The organism is Helicobacter equorum (genome assembly GCF_900198655.1).
GTDB lineage: Bacteria > Campylobacterota > Campylobacteria > Campylobacterales > Helicobacteraceae > Helicobacter_F > Helicobacter_F equorum.
Map to the genome: position 1 here is coordinate 25010 of NZ_FZPO01000010.1, position 15349 is coordinate 40358.

Consider the following 15349-nt stretch of genomic DNA (forward strand, 5'->3'; position numbering starts at 1 on the left):
GAAATTATGGAATACAATATGCTTGACTTGGGCTATGAAGTTTCACACAAAGGATTCTTAATTATGCTAGCATTATCCACATTGCAATCACATCTTCATACTACTACAAATAATCCACACAAGCGCTTCGGTGAAGATTCTAAAGGTCTTAATGAATTTATTGGTGCATTACAAATCACAAACATAAGCCTCACAAAGATTCTCAAAGAAATAGAATCTTGTGAGCTAGAAGATTGCATTAGTACAAAAGCATTACAAACCTTACAAAATAATGCATGTGTGCGCATAGAAGAAATTATTCAAAATACGAAATTTATGGGCACTCCACTTTTTGATACACCTCTAAGTGCCAAAGTCAATGGAAACATAAAAGATATTTGTTTTGAAAATCCCTTAGCTTTGTCGCAAGATTTTAGTGCAATGAAAGGCTTTATAGAAGACAAACACGCTGAATCTAATGACTTGCTTTTAGAACTTAGCGAGGCTCTCCTTACACCTTCAAATACGCATTTTGAATCTATAGATAGCACCAAACTTGCTACCATGCTAAAAGGCTAGATTCTATGCTACGCTTTGCTCCCTCACCAACGGGTGATATGCATATTGGCAATCTCCGTGCCGCTATTTTTAACTATATCATCGCCAAGCAAACTAACCAACCCTTTTTGATCCGCATAGAAGACACAGATCTTGCGCGAAATATTGAAGGCAAAGACAAAGAAATTTTAAGTATTCTTAATCTTTTTGGGCTTTTGTGGGATAAGCTTGTGTATCAAAGTCATAACTTCAGCTATCATCAAAAAATCGCTGAATATCTTATCTCCAAGGATTATGCATTTTATTGCTATTGCACCAAAGAATTTTTAGATCAAAAACGCCAAGAAGCCAAAGAGCACAAAAAACCATTTCGTTATGATGAATCTTGGGCAATTTTGCATAAAGATTCTAATCCAAAACCTGTGGTACGACTAAAAGGAGCGCAAGAAACAATAGAATTTCTCGATGAAATTAAAGGTGAGATTAGTTTTGGACTTAACGAGATTGATAGTTTTGTAATCCTCAAAGAAGATGGAATTCCCACATATAACTTTGCATGTGCGGTTGATGATATGCTCTATGATATTAGCTTTATTGTGCGTGGTGAAGATCATGTAAGTAACACGCCTAGACAGATTCTGGTGCGAAAATACCTAGATTACACCAAAGACATTGGGTATGCGCATTTGCCTATTATTCTTGGAGAAAGTGGTTCTAAGATGAGTAAGCGCGATAACGCATCAAGCGTTAATTGGCTACTAGAACAAGGTTTTTTGCCTCAAGCGATTATAAATTATCTCATTGCCATGGGTAATAAAACACCAACAGAAATCTTTAGGCTACAAGATGCGTTAGAGTGGTTTGACATCAAAAACATCGCAAAATCGCCCGTAAAATTTGATATAAAAAAATTGCGTTTTATCAATCGCGAACATCTTAAAATGCTTAATGAAAGTGAGTTGGCTCTACTACTTAACACGACAGATGCTAGTGTAGGTGGCTTAGCAAAACTCTATTTGCAAGAAGCAAGCACACTCAATGAGATTCGAGAAAAAATCGATGCTATCTTTGCCCCAAAAGATATTTTTGCGCTCTATGAGGATCAAGATTTTAGTGAATCTTGTCAGATTCTCTATAAAGAGTTCCAAACACTTATACAAGAACATTCTCTAGTCTTGCGTGAGTATGAATCCCTCAAAACCGAGCTTATGACTCGCACAGGCTTAAAAGGCAAAAATTTCTTTAAGTCTCTTAGAATCTTACTCACTGGCACATCACATGGCTTGGAGTTACATGAGTTATATCCATTTTTACAATACTTCTTGCAAGATATTATGCGTTTAAAACAATAACTAAATTACAGATGAAAGTTTTTAAGAATATCTTTTGTGTCGCTTAAGACCTATCCTCTTAGATTTATTGTTCTTAGTGCATATTTTAGGTATATAACCATGTGATATTAATAAGTCGCTTTTCTACTTTAACAACAATAATATTGGGGTTGTTTTTTGTCTTTTGGCTTAGTGTAGTGGTAGATTCTCTTACACATAAAATACACAAAGGTAATACAATCACAGGCATTGGCTTTGGCACACTCATAGTGTTGCTAGTAAGCTTGATATGGTATTTCAAAATGGATTTGGTCTTGCTTCGGCATATAACAGCATAAAATATGTGTATTATTATGCAAGTGCTAATGCTGTAGTGTTAGGCGTAAGACTTATTTGCTATCGGTGCTAAAAACTTGCAGGGAATTTTACTAGCGCAGTCTATATTTGGCTATTTTTACCCCTCTTAGTTTTATGTTTCTATGCCTATGGACTTTGTGTAGAGCTTTATGGATTGGCATTTTTTAGTGTTATTAGTGTGGGCTAATGCAGTATCTCATAAGCCTAAAAAATAGCGACTACCCCACGCAAACACCCCTATGGGAGTCTCAAGCAAGATTCTAAGATATTGCAAAGATTATAATATTACGACTTGTAAAAAAATATACCAAAGAGATTCTTATCTCTGCATATGGGAATCTAATCCATATGCCCTAATTATGCATTTTGCGGGGTGAGAATATAATCCATAGCTTCATCTTCTGCCACATCCTCAAGTGAAATCACCTCATACGCACTCTCATCACTCAAAATCTTTTCTGTCAAAAGGTGGTTTAGTTTATGGCTTCCAGCAAAGGCTACATATGTACCAAGCAAAGGCATTCCAATCAATGCCATATCGCCGATAGCATCTAAAATCTTATGTCGCACAAACTCATCTTTGTAGCGTAACCCCTCTTTATTCATCACGCCGTTATCATCAAGCACGATACAATTACTTAAATCCCCACCCTTTGCTAAACCTATGGATCGGAGGTAATTTACTTCATTTAAAAAGCCAAATGTCCTCGCACGCGCAATTTCCTCAATATATGCTTTGGTGCTAAAGGTAAATTTATAGGATTGATTTTTAATCGCTTGGTGCGGAAATTGGATAGAAAAATCAAAAATTGTTTTTTCGCTTGGCTCCAAACGCACAAACTTATCACCATCTTTTACTTCTATAGGTTTTTTTATGCCTAATGCTTTTTTGGGTGCATTTTGTGCAACAATCCCAGCCTCTTGAATCAACATACAATACCCTATCGCGCTACCATCCATAATTGGCACTTCTTCATTGTCTAATGAAATTTTAAGGTTATCAATCCCGTACGCATAGATAGCAGAAAGCAGGTGCTCGATTGTCGAAACCTTGGCATTATCTTGACCAAGCACGGTTGCCATAGTTGTATCGATCACATTTTGAGGTTTTAGCTCGATGCTCACTCCCAAATCTTGGCGATAAAATACAATGCCACTATTTTCTGCCAAAGGCTCCAAGCTCATTGTTACAGGCACACCCTTATGTAGTCCTATCCCTACAAGCTCTACTTTATTTTGAATGGTTTTTTGTTTCATACATCGCCTCCATATTCTTTCATCTCTAACATCGACTTTTAGGCATTATTTTAAGCATAAACTCGTATCTCATTATATAGAGAATCTCTCTCTACAGGTATAAATCCGGCATTTTTAATCTGAAAAATTAATTCATCTCTATCAAAACCATTTTTGCTTTTGGCTCCACCGGCAGATTGTATGCTTTCTACCTCAATCGTGCCATCTAAATCATCTGCGCCAAATTCTTGTGCCACCACCGCAAGATTAATCCCTAAAGTAGCCCAATATGCTTTAATGTGTGGAATATTAGAGAGCAAAATACGCGCTATAGAAATAGTTTTTAAAATCTCTTGTCCGCTTGGAAACTCTTTAACATCAAGATAATTATTGTGTCTTTGATACAACAAAGGAATAAACGCATTAAATCCCCCTTGTTTAGAATCTATCTTGTCTTGCGGACTTTGTGCCTCTCGCAAACGAAGCATATGATTTATTCTATGGACTTTAGATTCTATATGCCCAAACAACATAGTCGCATTACTCATCTTGCCCAAAGAATGCCAATGTCTATGAATCTCAAGCCAACGCGTAGAGTTTACTTTTCCTTTGCAAATATAAGCGCGCACCCCTTCATCAAAAATCTCTGCACCACCACCGGGCATAGAATCTACCCCAGCCTCTAGCATATCTACTAGCACCTGCTTATATCCCTTGCCAAACTTTCTATCCAAAAAATCTACCTCTGCGGCAGTCAATGCCTTGATATGAATCTGTGGCAATGCTTTTTTTACTTCCCTAAAGACATTCATATACCACTCATATGTATAGTTTGGATTGTGGCTAGAGACAATATGCACTTCTTTTGCACCATTATTATAAGAAGCAGTTGCTTGTGCAAGAATATCATCTAAGCGCATTTCATAAGGGTTTGGATTTTTTCTATGTGCCGAAAATGCACAAAACTTACATACATCAGCACAAATATTACTAGGGTTTATGTGACGATTGAGATTAAAAAATGCCTTTTTTTGGTATTTTTGAGTGCGGATAGAATCTGCAGCCTTACCCAATGTAAAAATATCCAAATCATAAAGCTTTACTAACTCATTTTCATTAAGATTCTCACCACTTAATGCTTGTTCCAAAATATCTTGCATACTGCGCTCCTTACAAGTTGTCACTAAATGGTGTATTATGCCAAATATACACTAAAGCATTTATTAACAAATGCCTAAAGAGTAAGTAAGGAAATATGCGTTAGAATACCACGATTTTTCGTATAGGAGGGGTTTGTATGCTTTCTAAACAAACCAAGCGCAAACTCATTTTGTTATTTTTGCCGCGTATTGTGTGGGTGCTACTTTGGTTGCTATATCTCACATCACGACGCAGATTCCATTTTCATGAGGCAATGATACACAATAATTTTGTCGGTGCTTTTTGGCATGGCGAATTTTTAATGTTGCCGTTTTTGTATCGTTATCTAAACACGCACCAAAAAGCCTTTAAACAACGATCAAAAGGCTTTTATCTTATGGCATCACATCATTTTGATGCTGAACTTATGGTTACGCTTTGCAGGTATTTTGGGTTTGAAATCTTGCGTGGATCAAGCTCCCGTGGCGGATTAAAAGTGCTTATAGAATCTATACATCTCCTTAAAAATGGTTGTGATATAGGTATGGCACCCGATGGTCCTAAGGGACCTTATCATTCCATAGCTAATGGTGTGGTAGCGATGAGTCAAAAAAGTGGTGTGCCTATCGTCCCTTTGCGTGTAAAATGCAGTGCATACTGGGAACTTAAAACATGGGATAAATTTAAGATTCCAAAACCCTTTGGCACTATTGATTTTTATGCTATTGAAGGATTTAGTGTAGATCCCCAAATGCCACTCCAAGAAGCAAAAGAGAAACTTTTGGCATATATGGATAGCGTGGATACCATGCATAAAGAAGTTTAAAAAAAAATTTGGATACAATAGAAATAACTTTGACTTTAAGGAATTAGATTGCATTTATTAAATCTCTCTAGCCTCTTGCGACCATTTTTTTGCACGACTCTCATTGGTGTAGATATTGATGGAAAAATCTGTAATGTGTGTATCATAGTAAAAAAAAATGGTCGCATTAAAGAAGAGATTCAAAAAGACTTTAAATGCATTAACAACGAACTTCCCATAGAAGCAGTAAAACTTATCAAAACCTATAAACGCAAATACCCATTTAGTTTTTTGGGTGCCTTTTCCAAAACCTACAATCAAGGTCTTGTGAGCACGACACAAAAATCAAAAGTTAGTCAATTTGGTATCAAACCAAATGATAATGTATTTATTACCTTTGATAATTGGATGTGCTATATCCAAAAACGCGCTATTGATGAAAATCGTGTGCGTTACCTCAAGGCTTTGGGATTGGATTATCTCTTTTCGCCATTTGTTGCGCTTGATATGCTTATCAAAAAACATCTTCATAAACGCAATTGTATGTATATTCTTCAAGCACGCAGTAGCGTAAGTTTGTTGGTGGCAGATACACAAGGTGTCTCGTTTGGAGGGTATTTCTCTCTAGGTGATGCACTAGAAATTGGCGATGACACCCACGAGGAAATAAGCGAGATTCACTCCTTGCTTGATATGAAAAGTATTGAGGGTGCGATTGGTTCATCTATCGATGAGTTAAAAGAAATAGGCGAATTAGAAGACATCGACAAGGAAGTCTTGCAAGAAGAATTTTTACCCCAAGAAATCCAAATACAAAAGCAAAAACACGAAGAGCAATCGCGCATTGAGGAGTTCAGGGATATAGCACGCGCACATAATGCCAGTGAAACAATCATAAACTGCATCAACGAATTTTATAGCAATGATATTTATCGAAGTGACTTTTTAGAAAAAATTGTGATTTTTGATACCTATGGCATCTCGCCACAAGCCCTCGCTCATATCAAAAATGCATTACTACTAGATGTAGAGCTTCAACGCGTTAATCTTGGTAAGATTCTCCTTGAACTCATACAAAGGGAGAATTCCTAATGATTAGCTATAGCTTTATTCAGCCAAAGCCTAAATCGATTTTTCGTCGCCTCACGAAAATATGGATTTTATACATTGTGCTTATGGTGGTGTGTGTCCTCCTTTTTAGTATGCTTTTAGATTGGCGGATTCAGCGCAAACAAGAGGAACTAAAAGATTTTGAACTACGCACACAAAAACTGAATCTAAATATCATAGCGACCAAAGATTATTTACAGCGCTTAGAGTTTGAAAAAAATCTTGTAGTAAGTATCATAGAGGGCATAGATCCCCAGATACAATCTAATAATAAACGCTTTAGAGGTGGCTTTAAGCGCCTTTTGGACATCATTCCAACCCAAATTACACTCAATACCCTAAAAATCGACACACACACACTAGAGCTTCGTGGCATAACACCATCAAAAGAAGTATATGCATTTTTGCTAGAAACACTCCTAAAAGCAAGTTTTGATGAAAGCAAAGCCGAGTTTTTTCCACTTGTCAATGGGTGGTTTAATTTTGTCTCTGTGAGCAAAAAATACCCTACCACGACAACAAAACAACTAAAAGGAGAATAATGAACGAATACAAAACAGACTTTATTGTCAAAAATACATTATTTTTTCTTTTGTTTGTCGTGTTGGCTCTCATAGGCATTACCAAACACATTATGCCAAAGATCTATGATTACAAAGCCCAACTCGCTGAAAATAGGCACACAGAACTTATTTACAAACAAACAAAAGTAGATTTTAATGCCCTTCGTGCCCAAACATTAGGATTTATCAAGACTCATCACACATCCTTTGATAGACTCTATAATCAAGCACCAGAAGATTCTGAACTCTTAGAGCTTTTGCGCGAATATTTTGTCAGCCTCACACTCAAGCAAATATCTCAAAGTATGGAAAATGACATTTCTAAAACGCGTTATCAACTTATAGGATATATGCATAATAACGCACAGCTTCAAGACTTTATGCACAAAATCAATACCTTGCCCTATGTCATCGAATTAAGTGTGCCACTTGAAATACACGAAGATCGTGTTTCACACACACTCAAGGTTTCCCTATATCTTGATGTTTTTCAAAGCCATTACAAACCACACGCACTCATCTTGCAAGAAAACTTAGCCTACAAAAAACAATAAAACCATAGTGCGAAATGCTGTGTAAATTGTCGATTTATGGTTTTGTGTTACCATAAAGTTTTAGTCAATATTAATTTATGAAGGATGTAGATATGAAATCACGATCTTTTGGTTCAATAATAAGTGCGATAATTTTGGGATTATCAGGCGTAAGCACGCTTAGTGCTATGGAATTTAACGAAGTGGGGCACAAAGCTCTTGGTATGGGTGGCGTAGGCGTTGCTGTCAAAAATAGCCCTTATGGATTATTTTTTAACCCCGCACTCTTAGGAGCAAAACCAGGCACAAAATTAGGCTATAGCATTGGTGTGGCTATTAGCCACAAAAATATGTTTGAACTTTTAAATTACAACCTTAGCTCTATTTCAGATATCAATGGCTTTAATGAGTTACTAAAAGGCAATAGTGTCAGTGGAAAATTCCAGGCTGCATTGGCGCTTCAACTTCCAGAAACCACATTTGGAAATTTTGCTATCGGATATACAGAGACTGCCTATGCATTTGCATCGTTTGGTGGCTACCTACCAACAAACCAAAGTAACTTAAGTAATGCAAACCTAACATTTGATGTCAAAAATATCGGTATCACAGAAATCCCTATAGGCTATGCATATAACTTCCAAACACCTATAGGAGATATTAGTGCAGGGATAGCAGTCAAATTTATGAATGCTTCCTTTGGAAGTCGTAGCACCAAATTTGACCAAAACTTCAAAAAAAGCGACCTTCAAGACACCGTTCTCAAAGATATTTTGAAAGCAGCAGACAACAAAGATTCTTCTTTTGGTGTGGATGTAGGTGTAACCTATGCCCCTAGAGAAAATTTCACCATAGGACTTGTGGGGAAAAACCTCAACACACCTACATTTTCTTTTGGCGATTCACAAATCAAAGTGCGTCCGCAAGCAAGACTTGGTATAGGCTATGAGCTTGGCAAACATGTAACAATCGCTGCTGATGCGGATCTGACAAACAATGATGTATGGAATCTCACAAACTCCAAACTCCAATCACAAAAAATGGGTGTAGGGGTTGATGTGGATTTTGCATTTTTTGATATACGCGCTGGGGTAGCCAAAGATTTACGTCAAGATAATGGTGCTATTCTCTCTGCTGGAGTTGGTTTTGGTTTCATAGATGCAGCGATTGCATTTTCTACGCAAAAAGGGGAATTTAATGGTAGCACCATTCCTCAATATGTAGCATTACAAATTGGTGGTGGGTTTGTCTTTTAGGCGATAGGCACAAAGATATAGTCTAGGGAAATTGTATGAAAAAAATTCTATATGTTTTGGCTACATGTGTTGCTAGTATGCATGCATTGGAGTTTGGGACTATGGGAAATGTCTCGGCGAGTATGGGTGGAGCTGGGGTAGCTCTCAAAAACTCGGCATTTGGATTGTATTATAATCCCGCCCTACTCTCCGCCTCGCCAAAAGTAAAATTTGGCTATAGCGTTGGTGTTAGCATACAAGAAAAAAATATCGCGCAACTTGCTACTATCGACATCGCAAATATGCAACGAACTGCCCAAAACCTTGCCTCTAGTTTTGGTGGGAGTGGTGGAACTGGTGGGAGTGGGGCGGTAGATGGCGTAGCAAAGGCGGTAGATAACGCATTAGATTCTGTGTTAAATTCGAGTGGTAGTAGTGGTAGCCAAAGCACACAACAAAAGCTAGAATCTTATCTCAAAACCTCAAATGGCAATCATAACGATCTTATTGACAAGATCAAAGAAAATGTCAAAAATAGTAATGATCTTACAGGTATCCAAAAAGATCTTATCACAGGTGTTGCTAGTGGCATAGATTTTAACAATCTCAAATTTGACAATGGCACTGGCACTAACACTGTCAATCTCGCAAATGCAATCTCGTCTATCACCATTAGCAAAGGTTCGGATAAAGGCTTAGATAAGTCTATGAGTGATATTGCTATGGTGCAAAATGCCTTGCAAGACAATCATATGAATCTCACTAGTCAAAACGGCATTGTCCTTCAGTTAGGCTCTCGACCACTTAATGATATGATTGGCACTTTTGCAGTAGGTCTTTTTGGGTCGCTGTATTCCAATATTTCACTCAATGCCAACCCCGATAAATTGCGCCTTATCATTGAAGCAGGTGGGCAGTATTATGAACTAACAATCACCGATGATGGCTACACATATGGACTTTCAAATGAAAATACTTATAAGCAGCACTCCCTCATCGCCTCCTTGCAGGACGCACAAAATGGTCATAGTATCTATATGACTTCTTTTGTGCTTAGTGAGATACCTGTGGGCTATGCACGCACATTTTATCTCAAAAATGGGAATCTAAACATTGGGATTGCTGGGAAACTTATGAATAGCACTAGTATGCAAAACAAAGTACCCATCACAACTAAAACAGACTTTGGTGCAGAAATGAGTAAAATCGTGCAAGATTTCAAAAATACCACCATCGATAAAGCTATAGGGGTAGATGTGGGAGCGGTATATGAGATTGATTTGCCAAAATTCCGCTATCTTACCTTAGGGCTTGTGGGTAAAAATCTCAACTCTCCGACATTTAACTCCACTCTACAAAATATCACGATTAAACCGCAAGCGCGTGCTGGGATAGCATACTACACACAATCTGGGTTTAACCTTGCCTTTGATGTAGATCTCACACAAAATGACATTATTGCCTTTAGCACCAAAGATCAAAAAAGCCAAATGATAGGCGGTGGTGCTGGATTTATATGGAAAGGCTTTGATCTACGCCTTGGTGCGATGAAAGATTTACGTCAAGATAACGGACTAATCCTTACAGGCGGGGTTAATGTGCTGGGGATTATCGATATTGCCTTGCAATCAAGCACGAAATTTACTAAGATCCAAAACTATCCAATACCACAATACCTTAGCCTACGAGTGGGTGGTAGCCTAAGCTGGTAGGCTAGCCACCTGTGTGATAAAACGCACGCTCAGAAATTTGAACTTCCTTTTCACTCCATTGATTTTTTTCTGGTTTGTTAGATACAGCTTGTTTCAAAAGCGTATCCATCGCCTCTTTATCTCCCAAAAGTATTGCTTCACGCGCATTTACAGAATCTTGATAAAACAAACACGGACATAACACACCTTCGCTTGTGAGACGGATTCTATTGCAACTTGCACAAAAATCATCTTCGTGTGGTGCAATGATCCCAAAGGTATAAGATCTACCATTTTTGGCCGGTGCATTGATACTAAAGAGCTTAGCAGGTCCGAAGTGCTCTTTAAACAATGAGGTAACTTTGTATCGTGAGGAGATTGTATCTAAAATCTCCGCAGAACTTAGCGAGATAAGATCAGAATTTGCGTAGGTGTTTTCCATAAATTCAATAAAACGCACCAAAATGCCACGCTCACGCCCAAATTCTAGCATATCACAAATTTCATCGCGTGTGAATGCGAGTGCTACCATATTAAGTTTTATGTCAAATCCGACATTTTGGGCAGATTCTATCCCACGCAAAATCTGTGGAAGCGCATCACGCTTAGAAATTACTCGTATCCGCTCTGGCTTGAGCGAATCCAAAGAAATATTAATACGCTTTAATCCTGCATTTTTGAGGCTTTGGGCAAATTTTTCAAGCAAAAAGCCATTTGTTGTAAGTGCGATTTCTATATCATTTTTATACGCATAAATACCGCTTATAAATTCTGCAATATCAGATTGCAAAAGAGGTTCTCCGCCTGTAACGCGAATTTTTGTAACTCCATTATCAATAGCAACTTTGATAAATTCTAAAAGTTTTGGAAGCTCAAGAGCTGTAGCATCAAAAAAATCATCAGGTGTATCAGGCATACAATATTGACAGCGAAAATTGCATTGTTTGGTCAAAGACACGCGTAAATAGTCAATCTTGCGATTAAAGGTATCAATTAGCATAAATTCTCTTTATCTAGGGGTTCAAAAATTATACAATTATAAATATAATTCAAAGTTTAATCTACAAAAAGAGGATATATGTGTGAAATAGCGTGTGTGGTGCTATGTGGTGGCAAAAGTAGTCGTATGGGATGTGATAAAGCATTGCTACCTTTTGGTAACAAGGACTTAGCACATTTTATGTATGATACTTACAGCAATATATTCCCGCATACATTATTGTGTTGCAAAACCCCCAAACCACGGCTTAAACTCCCAATGATTATAGAATCTAGCACTCAACACAACCATAACACGCACATAAACACAACAAAGGATATGGCTTTTTCACCGCTTTATGGCATTGCATGTGCGCTACAAAACCTCACAGGTGATTATATTGCTTTTGTGAGTGTGGATACACCATTTCTCAAACCCAAAACCTTGCAGAATCTAGTCAAACAAGTGCAAAGCCTTGGGGCAAATGGAGGCTATATCGTGCAAGTTGATGAAACAAACACCATAATGTGTGAGCATTTTTTGCTTTCTGTATGGCACAAAAACACACTAGATTCACTTAACTATGCCATACAAACACAAAATTTTCGTGTGGGTGGACTCGTAAAAAGCCTAGATTTTCTCACATACAATGTGTATGATACCTTGCTATCTTATAATCTTAATACCCCACAAGATTATCAATTAGCACTCGCACAGCTACACTCCTAACATATCTGCGACAATATATAAAATTTTATCTTTGTTGTGTTGTGTATTGTATGTGTATGCAAGAGTATGGGCTTTTGCTTTGTATGCTACAATCTCATCACGCCTAAGCGTTGAGATTGTCTCTACCAACGAATCTACACTATAATCTTTTGAACAAACGCCACAAGACTCTTTAGCCATAAATTGCTCAATCTCGCTAAGTGGAGTTGAAACGATACAAAGTCGCGCCTGTATGTATTCAAAAAATTTATTTGGCAAACAATGCATGAGATTAAAAGTCGTGGGTAAAAATGGAATAAGTCCTATATCAAATCTATGAGAAAATGGCACGATTTGCTCAAGTGGCACTGGGGGTAAAAATATGAGATTGTTAGGTGCTTTTGTGCGTAGAGATTCTAAAAACTTGGGCTGATTGCTTAACGCCATTGCATACAATATATACTCACTTGGAAGTTTGTGTGCCAACTCGATAAGATTCTGGCTACTTCTATCAGGGCTTACAAAACCATGATAGAGAATCTCTATAGGTGTGCTAAGCGGTGTAGGAAAGAGATCATATAATGGTGGTAGCGACAAAAATACATCAGATTGTATCCCAAAATTTTCATAATACCCACGCGCTATGCCATCACTTACGCATAATGCTCTATCTACTTGTGGTAAATACACTGCGCACAAATGATAAAAAAATAAGCCAAAGCTCTCTAACCACTCTTTGCTATTCTCATACTCTAACGGATAATACTCTCGTAAGTCTATAAGAATCTTTGCTTGCGGGTGAATAAGCCTATATTCAAGTGCAAAAGGTAAAAGCGTTATATCTTCTATAATCAAAAGTTGCTGTGGTGGCAAAGCAGCAAGATACTCTCTAATGCACAAACGATTAGCGGTAAAAATAAGCTTTTCAAAGGCACCATTTTGACAATACTCTCTAAGGGCTTGGTTTTGTTCTGGTGTGCGATCTTTGGCGGTTGGCATTGCAGGAAAACTAAGGGTATGCACCTTATCAATAGGCGTGCATTCTTTGGCAATAACACTAAGCTTATAGGTATGTTTTAGCATCTCAATAAGTCGTGCTGGGCGTGGTCTCTTACTCACATCAAAATCGCACAAAATCGTAACATTAGCAACCATTGTTTGCACCTATAATCTTGCCTTGTGGCAAAATACACACAGACTTTTGTTTTGTGTTTTTACTAAGTCGCACTTCATAAGGACTTATAAATGCTAATGGTGTTTTGGCACAATACACAAATCCTAAAAAATCAAAATACACACGCCCACTCTCACGCTCTCCACACATGCTAGGAGAAAAAATCTCCATATGTTCTATTCCTAGATTCTCACCCAAACGCGCATTGATAGAAAGATTATTTTTACAATCAAAAGATGTATTTGTGTTGTTATAGCCACTTATACATCGGCGTGTGCTATCCATAGCAATAATATCCCCTGCCATAGGACGAGAATCAAAATCTGTGCTTAGTGAATCTCGTGGCGTATCAATATAGAGCGAAAAGCTTGAGGTCGCATATATTTTTCCTATATGAAATTGCACCTGCCATAAGGCATTTTTAGAATATGCCATAAGCTTCTTTGGATTCACCGAAGGATAGAGTGTGTGTAGCGTATCTACTTGCGCGCTATGGGTAAAATGCCTTTGATCTGTGAGTGCTAGAATCTGGGCATTTTGAAGTTCGTATAAGAGTGTGTGTTGTGCAACAAATAGGCTTTGATTCTGACTTGAGAGACTAAAGACAAACACAATGGCCACAAGTGCAAAAACAAGCAAAAGCTCGATGAGATTCATATTAGCGCCTAATGCTATGTGTGGTGTTAGGTTTATGCGATGGTGTTTGCGGAAGGATTTGATAATATGCCACTGCCTTACCTAAATACTCTATGGCTATATCATAATGCTTAGAATCTGTTGTGTGTTGCAGGAGTTTGGGCGAATCATTGCTGATACCATAAAAACGCAATTGTAATTCTAGGCGTTTGTCTGGAGTTGTAATTGCATGAATTCCCATAGAATGTAGCTTATGTGCCAAATCCTTGCCATAATAATATGATTTTGCAAAATGTGTTTTTACATCAAGGAAATATACAAGCTTGTTAGCATATAACACACCTGTTTGCAAACATGCAAGAACGATGATACCAACCAATCGCACGACATATGGTTTGCGAAATTGTGGCAAACGCACTCGTATATCGCTTACAAATCGTTTTATAAGTACTGGCAAAGCTACAACACTCATAGGAATAAGAGTAGCTATATCCACTTTTTGTCGCAAAGAAAGTATAAGCACAAACACAATTGCACTCAAACTCACATAGCTCATAAAATCATCATAACGTTTGATAGAATAAATGAGTGAATATATATAATACACAAGTAATAATGGCGAAAACAAAAAGATAAGCCCACCCAATGTATCCAAAAAATAACTCTGTGGATGCCCACTCACATCAATACCAAAGAGATTCATATTAATCGCAAAGCACGCAAGCGCAAATATCATATAATATGTGTGTCTTTGGCGTAACGCATAAAAAAACATTCCCAAAAACAACACGCTACATCCAGCATCTAAAAATACACCTATGGTTGGAAGAATATATGCATTGCGTTTGAATCTAAGTTGCCAATACACACAAACAAGCGCGATACTCATAATAATAGTAGCCTTAGAAATAAGCACAGAGCTAAAAACCACCCCCGGCAATATCATAAAGGTAAAAACACATAACAGCACATCAACAGGTTTTTTGAGATAGATTCGAGAAATTGCATAAAGCAGACAAACATTACATGTATGCAAGATTAAAAATGGTGCGCGCAGTGCAAAATCATTATGCCCAAAATACTCATAAGAAAATCTCACGAGAGAAAACAGCCACCCTCTATCATAAAAAAATCCAAAGGCTTCTGTGTGATGAATACTCATCTCATTAATATTAAATAGCAAACTCGCAATGTGTGCGACAAGAAGAATAACAAAGAGAAATGTTGTGCGTAGAGTTTGCATAGCAACCTTTGTGGTATTTAGTGTTTTAGGATTGATTATAACATATTAGAAATATATACACATAACCACCA

General features: G+C 37.5%; 16 protein-coding genes. 10 read left to right on the top strand and 6 right to left on the bottom strand.

Features of this window, described 5'->3' with window-relative positions:
• Positions 1–63: 63 nt before the first annotated feature.
• From C6H22_RS02525 to C6H22_RS08600, 3 genes are all read left to right on the top strand, one after another.
• Positions 64–558, top strand: coding sequence for a flagellar FLiS export co-chaperone (locus C6H22_RS02525; protein ID WP_158654593.1), 495 nt, complete (start codon positions 64–66; stop codon positions 556–558).
• Positions 559–563: 5 nt separating this feature from the next.
• Positions 564–1889: a glutamate--tRNA ligase gene (gene gltX, locus C6H22_RS02530; protein WP_104693768.1), complete on the top strand. Its 1326-nt coding sequence runs from the start codon at positions 564–566 to the stop codon at positions 1887–1889.
• A 101-nt stretch (positions 1890–1990) separates the two neighbouring features.
• The gene (locus C6H22_RS08600) at positions 1991–2206 is read left to right on the top strand and encodes a hypothetical protein (RefSeq protein WP_158654594.1); all 216 of its coding nucleotides are present in this window, start codon (positions 1991–1993) and stop codon (positions 2204–2206) included.
• A 376-nt stretch (positions 2207–2582) separates the two neighbouring features.
• Here C6H22_RS08600 and lpxC read toward each other — a convergent pair whose 3' ends face one another.
• The gene (gene lpxC / locus C6H22_RS02535; RefSeq protein ID WP_104693769.1) at positions 2583–3482 is read right to left on the bottom strand and encodes a UDP-3-O-acyl-N-acetylglucosamine deacetylase; all 900 of its coding nucleotides are present in this window, start codon (positions 3480–3482) and stop codon (positions 2583–2585) included.
• Positions 3483–3532: 50 nt separating this feature from the next.
• The gene (gene mqnE / locus C6H22_RS02540; protein ID WP_104693770.1) at positions 3533–4621 is read right to left on the bottom strand and encodes an aminofutalosine synthase MqnE; all 1089 of its coding nucleotides are present in this window, start codon (positions 4619–4621) and stop codon (positions 3533–3535) included.
• A gap of 137 nt (positions 4622–4758) precedes the next feature.
• Here mqnE and C6H22_RS02545 point away from each other — a divergent pair, with 137 nt between their 5' ends.
• The 6 genes from C6H22_RS02545 to traF (C6H22_RS02570) all read left to right on the top strand — a co-directional run bounded on the left by C6H22_RS02545 (position 4759) and on the right by traF (C6H22_RS02570) (position 10559).
• A complete protein-coding gene (locus tag C6H22_RS02545; protein ID WP_104693771.1) occupies positions 4759–5427 on the top strand; it encodes a lysophospholipid acyltransferase family protein in 669 nt (222 codons plus the stop codon).
• A 48-nt stretch (positions 5428–5475) separates the two neighbouring features.
• Positions 5476–6498 (top strand): hypothetical protein, encoded by a 1023-nt coding sequence (locus C6H22_RS02550; protein ID WP_233707004.1) that lies wholly within the window; start codon positions 5476–5478, stop codon positions 6496–6498.
• Positions 6498–7058, top strand: coding sequence for a hypothetical protein (locus C6H22_RS02555; RefSeq protein WP_104693773.1), 561 nt, complete (start codon positions 6498–6500; stop codon positions 7056–7058). Before C6H22_RS02550 ends, C6H22_RS02555 begins: the two co-directional genes overlap by 1 nt.
• Positions 7058–7633 (top strand): hypothetical protein, encoded by a 576-nt coding sequence (locus C6H22_RS02560; protein WP_104693774.1) that lies wholly within the window; start codon positions 7058–7060, stop codon positions 7631–7633. Before C6H22_RS02555 ends, C6H22_RS02560 begins: the two co-directional genes overlap by 1 nt.
• A 92-nt stretch (positions 7634–7725) precedes the next feature.
• Positions 7726–8868, top strand: a complete 1143-nt coding sequence (traF, locus tag C6H22_RS02565) for a conjugal transfer protein TraF (protein WP_158654595.1) — start codon at positions 7726–7728, stop codon at positions 8866–8868.
• 35 nt (positions 8869–8903) lie between these two features.
• Positions 8904–10559, top strand: coding sequence for a conjugal transfer protein TraF (traF, locus tag C6H22_RS02570; protein ID WP_104693776.1), 1656 nt, complete (start codon positions 8904–8906; stop codon positions 10557–10559).
• A 1-nt stretch (position 10560) separates the two neighbouring features.
• On the opposite strand, the gene moaA is transcribed toward traF (C6H22_RS02570), so the two are convergent.
• Positions 10561–11538, bottom strand: coding sequence for a GTP 3',8-cyclase MoaA (gene moaA, locus C6H22_RS02575; protein ID WP_104693777.1), 978 nt, complete (start codon positions 11536–11538; stop codon positions 10561–10563).
• A 78-nt stretch (positions 11539–11616) separates the two neighbouring features.
• Here moaA and C6H22_RS02580 point away from each other — a divergent pair, with 78 nt between their 5' ends.
• Positions 11617–12246, top strand: a complete 630-nt coding sequence (locus C6H22_RS02580) for an NTP transferase domain-containing protein (RefSeq protein ID WP_104693778.1) — start codon at positions 11617–11619, stop codon at positions 12244–12246.
• Here C6H22_RS02580 and C6H22_RS02585 read toward each other — a convergent pair.
• Genes C6H22_RS02585 through C6H22_RS02595 form a run of 3 tightly spaced genes read right to left on the bottom strand, consistent with a single transcriptional unit; the run spans position 12235 to position 15278 of the window.
• Positions 12235–13380, bottom strand: a complete 1146-nt coding sequence (locus C6H22_RS02585) for a glycosyltransferase family protein (protein WP_104693779.1) — start codon at positions 13378–13380, stop codon at positions 12235–12237. The two genes, C6H22_RS02580 and C6H22_RS02585, sit on opposite strands and share 12 nt — an antisense overlap.
• The gene (locus C6H22_RS02590) at positions 13370–14056 is read right to left on the bottom strand and encodes a pilus assembly FimT family protein (RefSeq protein WP_104693780.1); all 687 of its coding nucleotides are present in this window, start codon (positions 14054–14056) and stop codon (positions 13370–13372) included. Before C6H22_RS02590 ends, C6H22_RS02585 begins: the two co-directional genes overlap by 11 nt.
• A 1-nt stretch (position 14057) precedes the next feature.
• On the bottom strand, positions 14058–15278 hold the full coding sequence (locus C6H22_RS02595) for a hypothetical protein (protein WP_104693781.1): 1221 nt from the start codon (positions 15276–15278) through the stop codon (positions 14058–14060).
• Positions 15279–15349: the final 71 nt, after the last annotated feature.